This window comes from Arthrobacter sp. N1, from assembly GCF_048288285.1.
In the GTDB taxonomy this organism is placed as follows: Bacteria; Actinomycetota; Actinomycetes; order Actinomycetales; family Micrococcaceae; genus Arthrobacter_D.
Genome location: NZ_CP102608.1, coordinates 1,476,008 through 1,493,220, shown reverse-complemented (window position 1 = coordinate 1,493,220; position 17,213 = coordinate 1,476,008). Strand labels below are relative to the sequence as shown.

At 71.1% G+C, this 17,213-nt stretch carries 19 protein-coding genes and 2 riboswitches; of the genes, 6 read left to right on the top strand and 13 right to left on the bottom strand.

Annotation, left to right across the window (positions count from 1 at the left end; translation table 11 throughout):
- Window positions 1-22 precede the first annotated feature (22 nt).
- Window positions 23-793, top strand: coding sequence for a GNAT family N-acetyltransferase (locus NVV32_RS06670; protein ID WP_055771830.1), 771 nt, complete (start codon window positions 23-25; stop codon window positions 791-793).
- 93 nt (window positions 794-886) lie between these two features.
- Here the strand turns inward: NVV32_RS06670 and pdxS are convergent, their stop codons facing one another.
- Together pdxS and NVV32_RS06660 are read right to left on the bottom strand one after the other, a co-directional pair.
- Window positions 887-1,735: a pyridoxal 5'-phosphate synthase lyase subunit PdxS gene (gene pdxS / locus NVV32_RS06665; protein ID WP_235498966.1), complete on the bottom strand. Its 849-nt coding sequence runs from the start codon at window positions 1,733-1,735 to the stop codon at window positions 887-889.
- A 284-nt stretch (window positions 1,736-2,019) separates the two neighbouring features.
- Window positions 2,020-3,123: a spore photoproduct lyase family protein gene (locus NVV32_RS06660; protein WP_055771836.1), complete on the bottom strand. Its 1,104-nt coding sequence runs from the start codon at window positions 3,121-3,123 to the stop codon at window positions 2,020-2,022.
- A gap of 199 nt (window positions 3,124-3,322) precedes the next feature.
- A riboswitch (SAM riboswitch) is annotated at window positions 3,323-3,436 on the top strand.
- 35 nt (window positions 3,437-3,471) lie between these two features.
- Here NVV32_RS06660 and NVV32_RS06655 point away from each other — a divergent pair.
- Window positions 3,472-4,083 (top strand): AmiS/UreI family transporter, encoded by a 612-nt coding sequence (locus tag NVV32_RS06655; protein WP_055771838.1) that lies wholly within the window; start codon window positions 3,472-3,474, stop codon window positions 4,081-4,083.
- Between the two features lie 62 nt (window positions 4,084-4,145).
- Window positions 4,146-5,387 (top strand): acyl-CoA dehydrogenase family protein, encoded by a 1,242-nt coding sequence (locus tag NVV32_RS06650; RefSeq protein WP_055771841.1) that lies wholly within the window; start codon window positions 4,146-4,148, stop codon window positions 5,385-5,387.
- A gap of 119 nt (window positions 5,388-5,506) precedes the next feature.
- Here NVV32_RS06650 and NVV32_RS06645 read toward each other — a convergent pair whose 3' ends face one another.
- The 5 genes from NVV32_RS06645 to NVV32_RS06625 all read right to left on the bottom strand — a co-directional run bounded on the left by NVV32_RS06645 (window position 5,507) and on the right by NVV32_RS06625 (window position 9,676).
- Window positions 5,507-5,707 (bottom strand): hypothetical protein, encoded by a 201-nt coding sequence (locus NVV32_RS06645; RefSeq protein WP_422391768.1) that lies wholly within the window; start codon window positions 5,705-5,707, stop codon window positions 5,507-5,509.
- A 225-nt stretch (window positions 5,708-5,932) separates the two neighbouring features.
- Window positions 5,933-6,553, bottom strand: coding sequence for a phosphatidylinositol phosphate synthase (pgsA, locus tag NVV32_RS06640; RefSeq protein ID WP_055772325.1), 621 nt, complete (start codon window positions 6,551-6,553; stop codon window positions 5,933-5,935).
- Entirely contained in the window at window positions 6,553-7,188 is a 636-nt protein-coding gene (locus NVV32_RS06635) for an HIT family protein (protein ID WP_055771847.1), read from the bottom strand. Before NVV32_RS06635 ends, pgsA begins: the two co-directional genes overlap by 1 nt.
- Window positions 7,188-9,200 carry a threonine--tRNA ligase gene (gene thrS, locus NVV32_RS06630; RefSeq protein ID WP_055771851.1) on the bottom strand — a complete coding sequence of 671 codons (2,013 nt, stop codon included), beginning with the start codon at window positions 9,198-9,200 and terminating at the stop codon, window positions 7,188-7,190. The genes NVV32_RS06635 and thrS overlap by 1 nt, the downstream gene beginning before the upstream one ends.
- 173 nt (window positions 9,201-9,373) lie before the next feature.
- Window positions 9,374-9,676, bottom strand: coding sequence for a chorismate mutase (locus tag NVV32_RS06625; RefSeq protein ID WP_082471544.1), 303 nt, complete (start codon window positions 9,674-9,676; stop codon window positions 9,374-9,376).
- A 163-nt stretch (window positions 9,677-9,839) separates the two neighbouring features.
- Here NVV32_RS06625 and NVV32_RS06620 point away from each other — a divergent pair, with 163 nt between their 5' ends.
- The 3 genes from NVV32_RS06620 (at window position 9,840) to NVV32_RS06610 (ending at window position 11,921) form a co-directional block, all read left to right on the top strand.
- Entirely contained in the window at window positions 9,840-10,097 is a 258-nt protein-coding gene (locus NVV32_RS06620; protein WP_055771854.1) for a mycoredoxin, read from the top strand.
- Window positions 10,098-10,206: 109 nt separating this feature from the next.
- Window positions 10,207-11,292, top strand: a complete 1,086-nt coding sequence (locus NVV32_RS06615; protein WP_055771856.1) for an S-(hydroxymethyl)mycothiol dehydrogenase — start codon at window positions 10,207-10,209, stop codon at window positions 11,290-11,292.
- Complete coding sequence (locus tag NVV32_RS06610; RefSeq protein ID WP_055771859.1) at window positions 11,292-11,921, top strand: MBL fold metallo-hydrolase; 630 nt, start codon at window positions 11,292-11,294, stop codon at window positions 11,919-11,921. The genes NVV32_RS06615 and NVV32_RS06610 overlap by 1 nt, the downstream gene beginning before the upstream one ends.
- Before the next feature lie 86 nt (window positions 11,922-12,007).
- Here NVV32_RS06610 and NVV32_RS06605 read toward each other — a convergent pair whose 3' ends face one another.
- The 6 genes from NVV32_RS06605 to NVV32_RS06580 form a co-directional block, all read right to left on the bottom strand.
- Window positions 12,008-12,637 carry a lipoate--protein ligase family protein gene (locus NVV32_RS06605; RefSeq protein WP_414826632.1) on the bottom strand — a complete coding sequence of 210 codons (630 nt, stop codon included), beginning with the start codon at window positions 12,635-12,637 and terminating at the stop codon, window positions 12,008-12,010.
- A 269-nt stretch (window positions 12,638-12,906) separates the two neighbouring features.
- Complete coding sequence (thiE, locus tag NVV32_RS06600) at window positions 12,907-13,593, bottom strand: thiamine phosphate synthase (RefSeq protein WP_055771862.1); 687 nt, start codon at window positions 13,591-13,593, stop codon at window positions 12,907-12,909.
- On the bottom strand, window positions 13,593-14,438 hold the full coding sequence (gene thiM, locus NVV32_RS06595; protein ID WP_055771865.1) for a hydroxyethylthiazole kinase: 846 nt from the start codon (window positions 14,436-14,438) through the stop codon (window positions 13,593-13,595). The genes thiE and thiM overlap by 1 nt, the downstream gene beginning before the upstream one ends.
- Window positions 14,439-14,480: 42 nt before the next feature.
- A riboswitch (TPP riboswitch) is annotated at window positions 14,481-14,579 on the bottom strand.
- Window positions 14,580-14,617: 38 nt separating this feature from the next.
- Complete coding sequence (locus tag NVV32_RS06590; protein WP_422391767.1) at window positions 14,618-15,649, bottom strand: aldo/keto reductase; 1,032 nt, start codon at window positions 15,647-15,649, stop codon at window positions 14,618-14,620.
- A gap of 119 nt (window positions 15,650-15,768) precedes the next feature.
- Window positions 15,769-16,053, bottom strand: coding sequence for a DUF427 domain-containing protein (locus tag NVV32_RS06585; protein ID WP_055771870.1), 285 nt, complete (start codon window positions 16,051-16,053; stop codon window positions 15,769-15,771).
- A gap of 124 nt (window positions 16,054-16,177) precedes the next feature.
- On the bottom strand, window positions 16,178-16,954 hold the full coding sequence (locus NVV32_RS06580; protein ID WP_422391766.1) for a thioesterase family protein: 777 nt from the start codon (window positions 16,952-16,954) through the stop codon (window positions 16,178-16,180).
- Window positions 16,955-17,213 lie beyond the last annotated feature (259 nt).

Here is a 17,213-nt window from a genome sequence, read left to right as displayed (position 1 = left end):
GCGTCCGCGCGGGCGCACCCGCATGGTGACCATCGCGCAGTGCCAGCGGCTGGAGACGGCATGGTCGGCGGCGCTGGCGACGGCGACGGGTGGGAAGACGTTCTCGACGCACGGGAACACCTGGGTCTGGCTGCCGGCGCGGCGTGAGCTCGGGCTGATGTTCCCCTCCGCGGTCAGTGCCACCGCCGTGCGGCCCGCGCTGGCCGAAGGAGTGCGGCTCGGCGCCGCCTCGGTCCGCGTGTGGCTCAACGGGGCCGTGGACGCCGTCGAGCTCGGGGACCTGCGCTTCGAGCCGAGCTGGCAGCCGTGGTGGATGGCCGCACCGGTGTCGGCCGTCACCGGTGGCGCGGGCGTGGCGAAGGAGGGCGACGACGGCGGCGGGGACGCGGGCGCCGCCCGGCTGACGGACGAGGTGCCCGACTACATCGGACCCCTGGCGCAGGAACTGCGAGTGGTCCGATCGCAGCCCCGCCAGGCGTGGCATGCGGTGTCGCGGTCCGCCGGTACCGGCAACATCACCGGTGCGGCCTACTCGTTCTACCCGTCCGGCGTCGCCGGACTGCGCGGCCTCGGCGGCATCCATCACCTCGAGGTGCTGCCGGATCACCAGCGGCAGGGACTGGCGACCTCCCTGGTGGCGACGACGGCACGGCGGGCCGCGGCAGCCGGAGCCCTCGACCTCGCGGTCAACGCCACTCCCCAGGGCTATGCGTTCTTCTCCCGACGCGGCTTCACGCTGCTGGGCCGCGGGAAGACGTTCTCGCTGCAGCTCGACGGGTCCGCCGGTCGGTAGGCCGGTTCCGGCCGGGAACGGCAGGAGGACCGCAGCCCGTGCGGGCTGCGGTCCTCCTGAGGTCCTCGCGTCCCTGATCGGGGACGGGCAGTACTACCAGCCGCGCTCTGCGAGGCGGTGCGGCTGCGGGATCTCGTCCACGTTGATACCGACCATGGCTTCGCCGAGCCCGCGCGAGACCTTGGCGATCATGTCGGGGTCGTCGTGGAAGGTGGTCGCCTGGACGATGGCATTGGCGCGCTCGGCCGGGTTGCCGGACTTGAAGATGCCGGAACCGACGAACACGCCGTCCGCGCCGAGCTGCATCATCATCGCGGCGTCCGACGGCGTCGCGATCCCGCCGGCGGTGAAGAGCACCACGGGGAGGCGGCCGGCCGAGGCTACCTCCCTGACGAGCTCGTAGGGCGCCTGGAGTTCCTTGGCGGCGACGTAGAGCTCGTCCTCGGCCATGGAGGACAAGCGGTTGAGCTCCGCACGGATGGTGCGCATGTGCATCGTGGCGTTCGAGACGTCACCGGTGCCGGCCTCGCCCTTCGAGCGGATCATCGCAGCGCCCTCGTTGATGCGACGCAGCGCCTCACCGAGATTGGTGGCACCGCAGACGAAGGGGATCTGGAACTTCCACTTGTCGATGTGGTTCGTGTAGTCGGCCGGCGTGAGGACCTCCGACTCGTCGATGTAGTCGACGCCGAGCGACTGCAGGACCTGCGCCTCGACGAAGTGACCGATGCGTGCCTTGGCCATCACCGGGATGGAGACGGCCTCGATGATGCTGTCGATCATGTCGGGATCGCTCATCCGGGACACGCCGCCCTGGGCGCGGATGTCCGCGGGAACCCGCTCGAGCGCCATGACGGCCACTGCACCGGCGTCCTCGGCGATGCGGGCCTGATCGGCTGTGACGACATCCATGATGACGCCGCCCTTGAGCATTTCAGCCATACCCCGCTTGACCCGGCTCCCGCCGGTCTGTGCTGTGGTTGCCGAATTGTCTTCAACGGTGGACACAACTTGCCCCTCAAGGTAGAAAAAAGCTGACCCTTCATGATACGACGCCCGGGGCACTGTTCCGGCCGCCGTGGCGGCCCCCGGGAGAGCTGCCGGCCCGCCCGTTTCCAGGGGGGCGGTGGGTGCTGACAGGCCGTGGCGCTCGGCCAGGGGCGGTCCTATCACGGGGCTTGCACCTGGATTTCAGCGGACCGGGCGGATACGCCCGGATGCCCCGATCAGGTCCAGTAGAGGAGGCGCGCCGCCGGGACACGCCGCTCGAGCTCGTCGACGAACCAGGTCCGCATCTCGCTCATCGTCTGCTTCGGGTACACGTACTTGATCCCGCCGAACTTCGAGCGCTTCCGGCTCCGCAGGTCCTCGTCCATCTCGAGCTTCGTCCGCGGGTACCAGCCGAGCAGCACCTCCTTGCTGGCGGGCGTGAACCGGTGCGTGATGATCTCGGCCGTGAGGTCGACGTCCTCGATGCCGTCGAGGGCAGCGGCGACGTCGTCGAGCAACGCGCCGTACTGCTCACGCCAGCCGGGGACGGGCATGATGGGGGCGATGGTCAGGCCCACACGGTAGCCTGCCGCCGCGACCGCGCGGAGCGCCGTGAGCCGTGCGGGCATCCTGGCCGTCCCGCCCTCGAAGCGGTTGGCCACCTCGGCGGCGTTGACCGAGAAGCGCACCCGTGTCCGGCCGCCGTGATCCAGCGTCACCAGCTCGCCGACGTCGTCGAACTTCGTGGTGAACCTCAGCTGGACGTCCTCGCCGAATTCTCCCGAGCCCACGCGGGAGATCGCCGCCGCGAGCGAGCCCGTCACGTTCTCGATGCCGAGCGGATCGGTGTAGCAGGACATCTCGAAGGTGGTGCCCTCGCCACCTCGCTCGATGGTGCCGCTGGTCACGGAACCCCGGCCGGCGTGCGTGCGCACCCCGTCGAGGACGTCGTCGAGGTTCGCGTAGACGCGGGTCACCGGCGGACCCTGGAGCGAGCCGGCCAGATAGCAGTACTGGCAGTGGGCGGGACAACCCTTCGCGAGGTCGATCCGCCAGTCGGCACTCGGGGGGATCGGCTGGGGCTTCAGCGCACTGGGCGGTGCGACGACGACGGCCAAAGTGTTCTTCGCCGACGCATAGGTCTCCCGTTCCGTGGCGCCGCGGAGCCCCGTCAGGGCGTTACCGGGGAGGACGCGGATGTCCTCCACTCCGGCTGCCTCACAGCGGCGGACGATCTCCGCGGTGTGCGGCAGGTCGGAGGCTGCACGCGTGATCAGCACATGGCGCGGGACCCACAGGCGCGTGGGGGTGATCGTGGTCAGATCCTGTTCCTGGGGCATCGTCATCACCTTCTACAACACTGCGAAGGGTGCTTATGTTCCGCGGGCGACGGGTGTCGGGCACCGGTCTCCGGGGCGAGGCGGACCGAGCATCCCGGTCTGCCACGTGAGGCTGCGGGGCGTCATCGGAGGTCATCGGGGGTCACGCTCCGACGCATTCCGGCACACCGGCGGTGGGACGGCCTAGCCTCGGAGGACAGATCAAGAGTTCCGACGCGAAGCCCTGGCTCGTCGGACGGCAACCCCCTCCGTGGCGGGGTGCCCCAGGTGACGATCAGGCCCCGCGCAGCCCGCGTCGGGGCAAGCACGGCGCGCACCCCTGGTCCGCGTCCTGACGACGGGACACCCATGTCGTACATCTGCCTCCTGCTCTCCGGGGCCGCCCTGCTGATCAACGGCGTCTCCCTGCTCGGCCGCGTGACCCCGCGCGACGCCGGTTTCTTCAACATCGCGATCGGCCTGCTGCAACTGGTCGTGGCGCTGCTCGTCGCCTCGTCCGATCCCGGCGCCGCCGGATCGGCGGCCGGGATCGTCCTGTTCGGCCTGACCTACCTGTACGTGGGGCTGGGCTCGGTCGCAGGCCTCGGATCGGCCGGCGTCGGCTGGTTCTGCGGCTTCGTCGCCGTGCTCGCCCTCGTCCTCGCCGGCACGGCAGCCCGCGAGGACCCTGTGAGCTCGGTGCTCTGGATCAGCTGGGCCGCGCTCTGGACCCTGTTCTTCCTGCTCCTCGCCCGCGGCGCGGAGCGCCTCACGCGGGTCACCGGCTGGAGCGCGATCCTCGTGGGCACAATCAGCACCGTGGTCCCCGCGCTGCTCGGCCTCAACGGCGCCTGGCCGGGCGGGACGACGGCCGTCATCGCGACGGCCGTGGTCCTCGGTGCCCTCTTCGCGGTCGCCGTCACCCTCGGCGGCCGGCCCGTACCGGTCATCGCCGCGCAGCCGGTCGCCGTCGACGCCTGACAACCGCTCTACACCCCTCCCGCGCCCTGTCCGCCCTGCATCCCTTCATCGAAAGGTCCGTCATGACCACCATCACGAACATCACCCGCACTGCCGATGCCGACTACGAGCTCCTCGCCGCCCGCTTCCGCCCGCTCTTCGCCAGGATCGCCGACGGAGCCTCGCGGCGGGACCGTGAGCACGAACTCCCCCGCGCCGAGATCCGTGCCCTGATCGACGCGGGCTTCGGCGCCCTCCGGGTCCCCGTGGCCGCCGGCGGTTTCGGCGCCTCCCTACCCCAGCTGTTCCGGCTGCTCACCGAGCTCGCCGCGGCCGACCCGAACATCCCGCAGGCCCTGCGTGGCCACTTCGCCTTCGTGGAGGACCGGCTGGTCTCCTCGGGCCCGCACCGCGAGACGTGGCTCAGGCGGTTCGTCGACGGCGAGACGGTCGGGAACTCCTGGACCGAGGTGGGCGGCGTCACGATCGGCGACGTGATCACCAAGGTCAGTCCCGATCCGGACTCCGGGGGGTTCCTCGTCAGCGGCACCAAGTACTACTCCACAGGCAGCATCTTCGCCGACTGGATCGACACCTTCGCCCAGCGCACCGACAACGGCGTCAAGGTGATCGCCGTCGTCAGTGCCCACCAGCCGGGGGTCACGCACGCCGACGACTGGGACGGCTTCGGCCAGCAGACCACCGGCTCCGGGACGTCGACGTTCGACGCAGCACGCGTCGACGCCGAGAACGTCATCGACTTCGATACCCGGTTCGCCTACCAGACCGCGTTCTACCAGGCGGTGCTGCTTGCGGTCCTTGCCGGGACCATCAAGGGCGCGGAGCACGACGTCGCCCGCGAGGTCCGGACCAGGACGCGGATCTTCAGCCACGGGAATGCTCCATCCTTCGCGGCCGATCCCCAGATCCTGCAGGTCGTCGGGGAGGTGTCCGCGGCCGCGTATGCGGCGGAGGCGACGGTCGAGCGTGCCGCGCGGGCGCTGCAGCACGCCTACGAGGGCGCGTTCCTCGATGACGAGGCCGAGGACGAGCGGCGCAACGACGTCGCCGAGCTAGAGACCGCGAAGGCCCAGGTGATCCTGTCCGCCCTCGCCACGCGGGCTACGTCCGACGTCTTCGGCGCCCTCGCGGCCTCGGGCGTGAGCACGGCGAAGAACCTCGACCGCCACTGGCGCAACGCGCGCACCGCCGCCAACCACAACCCCTGGGTCTTCAAGGCCAGGATCGTCGGTGACCATTCGGTCAACGGCGCCGTACCACCGCGGATCTGGTCCATCGGGTCCGCGCCGGCGCCGGGCGCCTGATGCCGAGGGACTGCGGCGCGTCCGTCGCGTCCGTCGCGTCCGTCACGTCCGTCGCGTCCGTCGCGTCCGTCACGTCCGTCACCGTCACGCGGCAACGCAGGGAGTGACTCACGGCGGGGTCACTGCAGCACGGCGGCGTCCCTGCGCTCGAGCTCGTCCAGGACGCGGTCGACCGCCTCGTCGGGCCAGGGCGGGCACCGGCGGCTCCCGGCGCCGGGCCCGGTGCGGTGGTCACGGGCAGTGCCGCCGGCCTGCAGGAGGAGGAGATCGCCCTGCGAGACGATGTGCAGGTCCGCGGGCAGGAATCCGAGGGGTGGCATGACGCCGTCCTTCCGTCGTGGAGCATCGGTGCCCCTTAGACGGTCCGGGCGCACGGTACTCATCGGTGCCGGACGGACGGGACGCATCGGTGCCGGGCGCAAGGGACGACGGTGGCACCAGGACCCGGCGGCTGGACCACCCGTGCGCACAACCGTGCACGGGTGCGGGGACGCTCAGCTGCTCACCGGCCCGGCCACGCGCTGCGTGGGCCCGTCGGCGTGGGGTCAGGAGGGCGACGCCGCCTCGAGCGACTGCCTCCGCACGGCGCGGACACGCTGGTACACCGTGACGAGGCTCGCCAGCGCCAGGATCACGAGGACGGTGAACAGGACGACCTCCGGCAACCCGAGGCCCGTCAGCCCGGTGACCACGAGGACCGACACGAGCCGCTCGGCCCGCTCCGCCACCCCGACGTTGGCCGTGAAGCCCAGGGACTCCGCCTTGGCCCGCGCGTAGGACACGAGCATGCCGAGCACGAGGCAGGCGAGGGCGGCGACGGCGATGGCGGGATTCTGTCCGCCGGTGAAGAACCAGATGGCGACCGCCGTGAACAGCGCGCCGTCGGCGATGCGGTCGAGCGTCGAGTCGAGGAAGCTGCCCCAGGAGCCGCCGTGCCCCTTCAGGCGTGCCATGATCCCATCGATGACATCGGAGAAGACGAAGAGCGTGATGACCACGGTCCCCCAGAACAGCTGTCCGAGGGGGTAGAACACCAGCGCACCGCCTGCCACCCCGATGGTGCCGGCGATGGTGACGGCGTCAGGCGTCACACCCCAGCGCAGCAGCAACCGCGCCAGCGGGGTGAACAGCCGGGTGAAGAAGCCCCGGGCGTACCTGTTGAGCATCAGGAGCCCGGTTCCGGCGGGGCGGCGTCGTCCCCACGCGAGGGCCATGCCTCGGCGACCTGCGCCCGGACCTCGCCGAGGGTCTGGGTGATGGCCTTGGTCTGCGCGATGATCGGCAGGAAGTTGCCGTCCCCACCCCATCGCGGCACCACGTGCTGGTGGAGGTGGGCGGCGATCCCGGCCCCGCCGGTCGCCCCCTGGTTCATCCCGAGATTGAAGCCTGTCGGGTGGGAGACGCGGCGCAGCACGCGCATGGCGGTCTGGGTCAGGGCTGCCACCTCGGCCGTCTCCGCCTCGTCGATGTCCGTGTAGTCGGGCACGTGCCGGTACGGGACCACGAGCAGGTGACCGGCGTTGTAGGGGAACAGGTTGAGCAGGACGAACGCGTGGGTCCCGCGGTGCACGATCAGCGACTCCTCGTCGCTGAGCCGGGGGGCACGGCAGAAGGGACACCTCTCCTCGGAGCCGACCTGGTCCTGGCCGCCCTTCACGTACGCGAGGCGGTGCGGGGTCCACAGGCGCTGGAAGGCGTCCGGCACACCCGCCAGCTCGAAGCCGTCGGTCACCGCGGCATCACCCGGGTACCCCTGTGCGGCGCCCTCCACGGGCCTGTCCACTCCGTCCGCCCCCGCCATCAGACGGTCGCCTCCCGGCTGCGGACCGCCTCCACGATCCGCCGGACGGCCTCCTCCACGGGCACCTGGTTGTCCTGGCTGCCGTCCCGGAACCGGAAGGACACGGCGTTCGCCTCCTGGTCCTCGCCGCCCGCGATGAGCACGAAGGGCACCTTCTCCTTGCTCGCCGTCCGGATCTTCTTCGGGAAGCGGTCCGAGCCGGCGTCCACCTGGGCGCGGATCCCTTGGGACTTGAGCTTGTCGACGACGTCGTACAGGTACTCGTTGAACGCCTCGGCCACGGGGACGGCCAGCACCTGCACCGGCGCGAGCCAGGCCGGGAAGGCGCCCGCGTAGTGCTCGGTGAGGACTCCCATGAAGCGTTCGATCGAGCCGAAGAGAGCCCGGTGGATCATCACGGGCCGCTGGCGCGAACCGTCCGCCGCCTGGTACTCGAGCTCGAACCGGTCGGGCAGGTTGAAGTCCAGCTGGATCGTGGACATCTGCCACGTCCGTCCGATCGCGTCCCGGGCCTGCACGGAGATCTTCGGCCCGTAGAACGCCGCTCCCCCGGGATCGGGCACGAGCTCGAGGCCCGATGCCTCGGCGACCTCGGCGAGGGTCCGCGTGGCTTCGTCCCAGATCTCGTCCGATCCGACGGACTTCTCCGGGTTGCGGGTGGAGAGTTCGAGGTAGAAGTCCTCGAGGCCGTAGTCCTTGAGCAGGCCGAGCACGAAGGTGAGCGTCCCGGTGAGCTCGTCCTTCATCTGCTCGCGCGTGCAGTAGATGTGCGCGTCGTCCTGGGTCATGCCGCGCACGCGCGTCAGGCCGTGGACGACGCCCGACTTCTCGTACCGGTACACGGAGCCGAATTCGAACAGGCGCAGCGGCAGTTCGCGGTAGGAGCGTCCACGGGACCGGAAGATCAGGTTGTGCATGGGGCAGTTCATCGGCTTGAGGTAGTAGTCCTGCCCGGGCTTGCGCACCGTGCCGTCCTCGTTGAGCTCCTCGTCGACGTGCATCGCGGGGAACATGCCGTCGCGGTACCAGTCGAGGTGGCCCGAGACCTCGTAGAGGTGGCCCTTGGTGATGTGCGGTGTGTAGACGAACTCGTACCCGGCGTCGGTGTGGCGCCGGCGGGAGTAGTCCTCCATCTCCTTGCGGATGATGCCGCCCTTGGGATGGAACACCGGGAGCCCGGAACCCAGCTCGTCCGGGAAGGAGAAGAGATCGAGTTCCGTGCCGAGGCGCCGGTGGTCGCGGCGCTCCGCCTCGGCCAGGCGTTCCTGATACGCCTTGAGCGCGTCCTTCGTGGGCCAGGCCGTGCCGTAGATGCGCTGCAGTTGCTTGTTCTTCTCGCTCCCGCGCCAGTAGGCGGCGGCCGAGCGGGTCAGCGCATAGGCGTTGGAGATGAGCTTGGTGTTGGGCAGGTGCGGCCCGCGGCAGAGGTCCTGCCAGATCACGTCCCCGGACTTGCGGTCCACGTTGTCGTAGATGGTCAGTTCGCCGGCGCCCACCTCCACGGAGGCGCCGTCCTCCTCGGTGGCACCGCCCTTGAGGCCGATGAGCTCGAGCTTGTACGGCTCGTCCTTCATGGCCTCACGGGCCTCGTCCTCGGACACCACGCGGCGGACGAAGCGCTGGTTGGCGTTGACGATCTTGAGCATCATCTTCTCGAGCTGCTTCAGCTCGTCCGGCGTGAAGGGCTCCTCGACGTCGAAATCGAAGTAGAAACCGTCCGTGATGTAGGGGCCGATCCCCAGCTTCGCGCCCGGGCGCAGCTGCTGCACGGCCTGGGCCATGACATGCGCGGCGGAGTGGCGGAGCACCTCGAGCCCGGCCGGGTCCTCCAGCGTGACACCGTCGACGGTCGCACCGTCCGGCAGAACCTGGTCGAGGTCGCGCAGCTCCCCGTCGATGCGCATGACGACGACGTCGCGCCGCTCGGAGAACAGCTCGGTGCCGGTGGTACCCGTGGTCGCCTGCTTCTCTTCGCCGTCGACGATGAGTTTCAGGGGCTGCGGCGCTGACACGGGAGGTCTCCTCGGTGCTGGGTGGAAAATAGTCGCCCGAACGGGCACGGCGGCACCCGGTAGGGCACGGGACCGCCGTCCTGATCGTATCGGCTGGGCGGACGGCCGACCAACACGCTCATTGCAGGGAGCCGGCGGGAGCCACAGGAAACCGGCGGAGGTCCGACGGGGAGTCAGCCCTCGCGCCGCACCTTCAGCTCCAGGTCGATGAACGCCGAGATCATCGCGCGGTACGTGTGCTCGACGACCGTGGGGTCCACCCCGAGCCTGGCCGCGTAGCCCCGGACGTTCGTGATCACCTGCTCCACCCGCGCCAGCGCGCGCACGGAGGCGTCGTCCTGCTTCAGGGCACCTGCACGCCGCACCAGGCGCTCGCGCCGTGAGATGAGGGAGACGAGCTGCTCGTCCACCTCGTTGATGGCCACGCGGACCGCCGCCAGCTGCATCGCGTTCTGCTCTTCGTTCGCTCCGGGCATGCCGTGAGCCTACCGTCGCCCCGGTCGGCGCGCGCCAGGGGCGGCGGGTCGGTCGTGGAATGCCCGCCCCACCACGCGCGTTGAGGAGGGTGCGGGCGGGAATGCCGACCGCTGACCGATCAGAGCACGTGCGGGAGAACCGCACGCAGATTCGAGGAGCACCGTGGACTACACGCCCGACGCCGGAACCATCACCATGTTCTCCACCTCGTGGTGCGGGTACTGCCGACGCCTGAAGTCGCAGCTGGACGCCCAGGGCATCGGCTACACGGAGGTCAACATCGAGGAGGTCGAGGGCACCGCCGAGCTCGTGGCGTCCCTCAACGGCGGCAACCAGACCGTCCCCACCGTGATCTTCCCGGACGGCAGCACGGCCACCAACCCGTCCGTCGCCGATGTGAGGACGCGCCTCTCCGTCTAGCCCGGACCCGGCGCCGTCCTCGTCCGCCGTCCCCCTATGCTGGGGAACGGCGGACCGGCAGGACGCGGTCCGACCGCCAGCAGGTACCCAGCGGAAGGACAGCGAGACCATGGTGCACAGAGTTCAGGGAGTCGTGGTGCGGGCGAAGGACGCCCCCGCCACCATCGAGACCATCCTGGTGCCGGACCCGGGTCCCGGCGAGGCCCTCGTCGACATCCTCACGTGCGGCGTCTGCCACACCGACCTGCACTACAAGCAGGGCGGCATCAACGACGACTTCCCCTTCCTGCTGGGACACGAGGCCACCGGCGTCGTGAGCGCCGTGGGTGACGACGTCACGCAGGTGGCGCCCGGTGATCGCGTGATCCTGAACTGGCGCGCCGTTTGCGGCGAGTGCCGGGCGTGCCGCCGCGGCGAGCCGCAATACTGCTTCGACACGCACAACGCCACCCAGAAGATGACCCTCGAGGACGGCACCGAGCTCACGGCCGCCCTGGGCATCGGTGCATTCGCCGAGAAGACGCTGGTCGCAGCCGGGCAGTGCACCAAGGTGGACCCGGCGGCCGACGCCGCCGCCGTCGGCCTCCTGGGCTGCGGCATCATGGCGGGCATCGGTGCGGCCATCAACACGGGCAATGTGTCCCTCGGCGATTCCGTCGCCGTGATCGGCTGCGGCGGGGTGGGCATCGCCGCCGTCGCCGGTTCGAAGCTCGCCGGCGCCACCACGATCATCGCCGTCGACATCGACGACCGGAAGCTGGAGCTCGCCAAGGGCCTCGGTGCCACCCACACGGTCAATTCGAAGGACGAGGACCCCGTGGAAGCCGTCCGCGCCCTCACCGGGGGCAACGGTGCCGACGTCGTGATCGATGCCGTCGGGCGCCCCGAGACGTACAAGCAGGCGTTCTACGCCCGCGACCTCGCCGGTACCGTGGTGCTCGTCGGCGTGCCGACGCCCGAGATGACCCTCGAACTCCCGCTGCTGGACGTCTTCGGCCGCGGCGGGTCGCTGAAGTCCTCCTGGTACGGGGACTGCCTGCCCAGCCGCGACTTCCCGATGCTCGTGAACCACTACCTGCAGGGCACCCTCGACCTCGAGGCCTTCGTCACCGAGCGCATCTCCCTCGACCAGGTCGAGGAGGCCTTCGAGAAGATGCACGACGGTGCGGTGCTGCGCTCGGTGGTGGAACTCTGATGGTCGCGCGGATCGAGCACCTCGTCACCTCGGGCACGTTCTCGCTCGACGGCGGCACGTGGGACGTCGACAACAACGTCTGGATCGTCGGTGACGACGACGAGTGCGTCATCATCGACGCGCCGCACGACGCCGCGGCGATCGTGGAGCAGGTGAACGGTCGCACCGTGCGGGCCATCCTCCTGACCCACGCGCATGACGACCACATCCGCGCCGTCGGGGACCTCTTCGACGCCGTCCGTGCACCCATCCACCTGCACGAGGCCGACCGCGAACTGTGGGACATGGTGTTCCCGGAGCTGAGCCCGGACCAGTGGATCGGCGACGGCGACAGGATCGAGGTCGCCGGCGTCGTCCTCACCGCGCTGCACACGCCCGGCCACTCCCCCGGCTCCACCTGCTTCTACCTCGAGGAGGCCGGCACGGTCTTCACCGGCGACACGCTCTTCCAGGGCGGGCCCGGTGCCACCGGACGGTCCTTCAGCGACTTCCCGACGATCATCGAGTCGATCCGGACGCGCCTGCTGACGCTGCCCGCGGACACGATCGCCCGCACGGGTCACGGCGACATCACGACGATCGGCGACGAGGCCCCGCACCTCGAGGAATGGATCGCGCGCGGGCACTGACCCCGGAGCTGCAGCACCACGGTCCGCCGGCGTCCCGTCCCTCCTCCCGGAGGGGCGGGACGCCCTGTTTCCGGACGAGCTGCCGGTCAGGCGGGGTCCAGGCGGACGACGGCGGCATAGGCCGTGAGCAGCGCCTGCTCGACGTCGTCGACGGCGAGTCCCGGAGCCAGGTCCTCGGCCCCGCCCGCCGTCGAGGGCAGCCAGTCCAGGCCCAGTGCCGCGTACACGTCCGAGAGGACCGCACGCAGCGGCGTGGCGTCCTCCACCACCACGACGGACGAGAACAGCCAGGCGCCGGAGATCACACGCTGGGCCGTGCCCACGAGTTTGACCGCGGGGACGCCGTCTCGGCGGCCGTGCACACTGAACTCCCCCGGGCAGTACTCGCCCTTGACCTCCCCCACGTGCGCGTCGACGCCGACGCGGGCGAGCACCGCCGCGAAGAATGCGCCGAAGGCTGCGAAGCGCGCCCGCGTACCGGCGACGCCGTCGGCCGCCGGCTCGAGGTGGTCCACCACCAGGCATCCGCCATGGTAGGCCGCGGCCCGGCCCCCCGCCCGCCGGACGAGGGGCGTGAATCCGCGGTCCTCGGCGGCACGGCCCGCGGCGGCGAACCCGGGGAGGCGGGCGTCCCGCTGGCCGAAGGCGACGGTAGGGCTGGGCCGGTAGAGGCGCAGCGTCGGCGGGCGGGTCCCCGAGGCGACCTCGCGCAGCATGGCGATGCCCCGATCGAGGTCGGCAGCGGCGCGCGGCCCGCCCCCCACGGCCGCGTCCTCCACCGGGGAGTCGCCTGCATCGGCGGGACCTCCCTCGACGACGACGGCGAGCGCGTCGGCGCCGTTCCACAAAGTGCTCATCCCTTCATCGTAGGCACCGGTGGCCGGTGCGGGGTCCGCGACCGGCCACCGCGGGCGACGTCGTGCCTGCTGCACCGAGCGCCGATCGCCGGCCGGGAACCCCGTCCCGCCGACCGGTCGCGCAGGGATCAGCTCCTTCCGTCCTGCCACGCCCCGAGCAGGTCGCGTGCGGTCGCCGACGGATCCGCGGCCGTGCACAGGGCGGAGACGACGGCGATCCCCGCGGCCCCGGCACGGCGCAGCGGAGCCGCGTCGTCCGCCGTGATGCCGCCGATCGCGACGCAGGGCAGTGGAGCAGCCGCCACCAGGCCCGCGAACCCGTCGACACCGAGGGGCGCCGGGTGATCGGGCTTGGTGCTGGTGGCATGCACCGCGCCCACACCCAGGTAGTCGACCGTGCCCGCCGGGAGCTCCGACACCGCCTCGAACTGCCCGGGCGTCGCCGCGCTCAGTCCGACGACGGCGTCCGGTCCGGCCATGGCCCGCACCACGCCGGCAGGAAGATCCGACTGCCCCACGTGGACGCCGTGCACCCGGGCACCCCCGGCGAGGGCAGCGAGGTAGACGTCCACCCGGTCGTCGACCAGCACGGGCACCCGGCCGTCCACCGCGGCGGCCACGGCCACCAGCAGGTCCAGGAGATCGCGGACGCCCGCTCGCTTGTCCCGGACCTGCACGCAGGTCACCCCGCCCCCGACGGCGAGGGCGACGACGTCGGGCACCGACCGTGGCGAGCAGAGCACGGTGTCCGTGACGAGGTAGAGGGGCAGGTACGACGCCGGCGACGGCCGGGCGCTCCCGTCCTGGACGGGCATCAGGAGCCTGCCTGCAGGGTCAGCCTGCGCCGGACGTCGTCCGGGGTGATGGCCGAGAGCGCGTCGAGGAACTGTGCCCCGAAGGTGCCCGGCCCCGACGCGACGGCTGCGGCGTGTTCTGCGGCGATCGTGTACGCGCCGGTCGCGGCGACCGCCGCGAGGAGCGGATCCTCGGTGAGGGCGGCGAAGGCGGCCATGACGGCCCCCAGCGCGCACCCGCCCCCGGTGACCTGCGTGAGGAGGGGCGTCCCGTTGGCCACGCCGACGACGGCACCCGACGGCGCGACGATCATGTCCACGGCGCCCGACACGGCGACGACCGACCCGTGGCGGGAGGCCAGGAGCCGCGCGGCGTCGAGCGCGGCGGCCGGCTCGTCGAGGGAGTCGACGCCGCGGCCGCCAGCGCCCGCACCTGCGAGCGCGATGATCTCCGAGGCGTTGCCCCGGATGATCCCGGGGCGGAGGGCGACGAGCTCCGCGGCGGTCTGCGTGCGGACGGTGAGGAAGCCGACCGCGACGGGGTCGAGGACCCAGGGCGTCCCTGCCCCGTTCGCCGCGTCCGCCGCCTCCAGCATCGCCTCGCGCTGGGAACCGGTGGGGGTGCCGAGGTTGACGAGCACAGCCGAGGCGACGGGGGCGAACTGCCGGGCCTCGCCCGGGATGTCCACCATGGCGGGAGCCGCTCCGAGGGCGAGGAGCACGTTGGCGGTGACGTTCGTGACGACGGCGTTGGTGATGCACTGCACGAGCGGCACGGCGTCGCGGAGGGCCGCGAGCAGCAGCGCACAGTCCTCGGCGGTGACGGGGCCGACGGCCTGGGTGGGGTTCTCCTGGACCTGGTGCACGGTGGCGACCTCTCGCGATGGGGCGGCAGGACGCACGGGGCCGAGGGCCCGGCAGGACATCCCTTCGCCAGTATGAGCTGGATCAGGTTCGACGGGTCTCTTCTCAGCCCCTCCCTTGGAGGGACACCCCGTGTCACTGCTCGAAACGATAGCCCGTCAGGCGGACGGAGCCAACCGGGTCAGCGGCCCCCGCCGATCACGCGGCTGCGCTGCTCGATGCCCGGGCCGCCATAGGGGTAGTCGCTGAAGGTCGGGGCGCTGACGTCGTCGAGCCGGGAGAGTTCCGCCGCGGTGAGCTCGAGGTCGGCGGAGGCGAGGTTGTCGGCCAGTTGCTCCCGGGTGCGCGCGCCGAGGATCACGGAGGTGACGCCGGCCTGCGCGGCCACCCAGGCGAGGGCGACGTGGGAGGCGTTCACGCCACGCTCGCCGGCGATGCCCGTCACGGTGTCGATGATGCGCCACGTGCGGTCCTGCGCGTTGCGCTTCTCCCAGGCCTCCATCCCGCGCTGCGGGTTCTCGCCGAGCCGGGTCTCCCCGGTGGGCTCCGTGTCCCGGCTGTACTTGCCGGTGAGCCAGCCGCCGCCCAGCGGGGACCAGGGCAGCATGCCCATGCCGGCGTCGAGCACCGCGGGGACGATCTCCGCCTCGATCTCGCGGACCAGCAGCGAGTACTGCGGCTGCAGGGTGACCGGCAGGCAGTACCCGCGCTGCCGGGCGATCATCACGGCCTTGGTGAGCTGCCAGCCGGTGTAGTTGGAGAACCCGTAGTAGCTGATCTTGCCCTGCGCCACGGCGTGGTCGAGGAAGCCGAGGGTCTCCTCGAGCGGGGTCAGCGGATCCCACGAGTGCACCTGGTAGAGGTCGATGTGCTCCACGCCCAGGCGCGCGAGGGAGGCATCGAGCGCCTGGCGGAGGTGACGCCGGGACAGTCCCAGGTCGTTGGCGTCATCGCCCATGGGGAAGCGGCCCTTCGACGCGAGGACCATGCGTCCGCTCTCGGCCGGGTTCTTCGCGATCCAGCGGCCGATGATCTCCTCGGAGGCCCCGGCGGTGTAGACGTCGGCGGTGTCGATCAGGTTGCCGCCCGCCGCCGCGTAGTCCGAGAGGATGGCGTGCGACGTCGCCTCGTCCGATTCCGCGCCGAAGGTCATCGTTCCGAGGGCCAGGTGCGAGACCGAGGTGCCGCTGTTGCCGAGTGTCCGGTTCTCCATGGTGCTCCTTCATCCTGCGCCGTGCGGCGCCGTCGTCCGTTCGGGTGGTGCCGTGCCGGCCGCTTCGGCCCGCACGCGCGAAGGGCGCCGTCGAACGACGGCGCCCTTCGCTCACGTGGTCACGCGCTGACCGTGACGCCCTTCCAGAAAGCGTAGTAACCGCGGATGTTCTCCGCCGCTTCTTTCGGCTCCGGGTAGCTCCAGGCGGCATCCTTGTTCTGCTCGCCGTCGACCTCCAGGCTGAAGTAGCTCGCGGTCCCCTTCCACGGGCACACCGTCTGCGTCCGTGTCGGGACGAAGAACTGCTCCGCGATGGAGTTCGGCGGGAAGTAGTGGTTCCCCTCGACCATCACGGTGTCCGCGGACTCGGCGATGACCTGATCGTTCCACAGTGCTTTCGGCATGGTTCCTCTTCCTCGACGTCCCACGGGCGCGTGGGCGCGGTGACCGCCCGGGCGTGGAGCACGCCGCAGGCTTCCGTGCCTCGTGCAACCATGGCCGGCGCCCCGTCATTCCGGCAGGTGCCCCTCAGAGCTTCCGCACGGTGAGGATCTGCTCGAGCCGCCCGAACGGTCCGTCGAGGTCGTGCACCACGCTCGAGGTCAGTCCGACGCCGTCCTGCCCGAACGTCACCCGCGTGTCCAGGCCGAGCCACTCCCCCGCGGGCTCCCGGTACAGATGGACCTGCAGGTCCACGTTGGGGAACATCCAGCTGTCCCCGCCGGGCGCCACCCGCGAGGCGATGCCGTTGGCTGCGTCCATCATCCCGACCAGGCGGACCACATCGGGCGCTGCTGCGCCCTCCACCATGGCGTAGGGGTTCCGGAGCCACACCTGCCCGCGCCCCGGCCGGTGGCCGGGCACCACGCGTACGTCGAGCGACCGGATGAACCCGCCCGGCCACGCGGTCATGCCCTCATGGGGACCAGCGGCGTCGGGGCCGGGGATACGCGGGTCCTCCACCGCGGCGACGGCTCCGGTGTCCTGTGCGCTCAGGCGCCAGGCCCGGGCGACGATCGCGGTCCTGCCTGCGGCCTCCATCCTGGCCTCGAGCAGCTCGATCGTCCGCCCGGGACGCACGACGGCGGTGGTGATCTCGAAGTCGCCCGCCGGGATCATCCCGAGGATGTCGAAGCCGATCCGGCTCAGCTGCATGCCCTCCCGCGGCGCGCACTCGAGCAGGCACTGCGTCATCAGCCCGGAGATCGGAGCCATGTGCTGTTCCTCCGGGTTCCACGCCCCCTGCGCGTTGAGCGTGGAGACGAACCGTCCGCCACCGAGTCCGCGGTAGAAAGAATCGGCCACAGGGAGTTCTCCTTCGTCGTCGGCACGGGATCGTGCGGGCCGGGACCGGCGATCCCCGACTCTGGCCCGGCGCGCCGCACCAGCCCTATGCTAGTGGAGCAGCGGACCGCCCGGGCCTGACGCGGACGACGGCCGGAGCCACCGTCCCGGGCAGGCGGACCGCGGGCGGAATAGACTCCCGGACCCAGGGGTTCAGGTAGTTGACCGGATCAACCATTCACCTGGACGGTCCCCTGTACACGCGCATACCGGCCCCGGA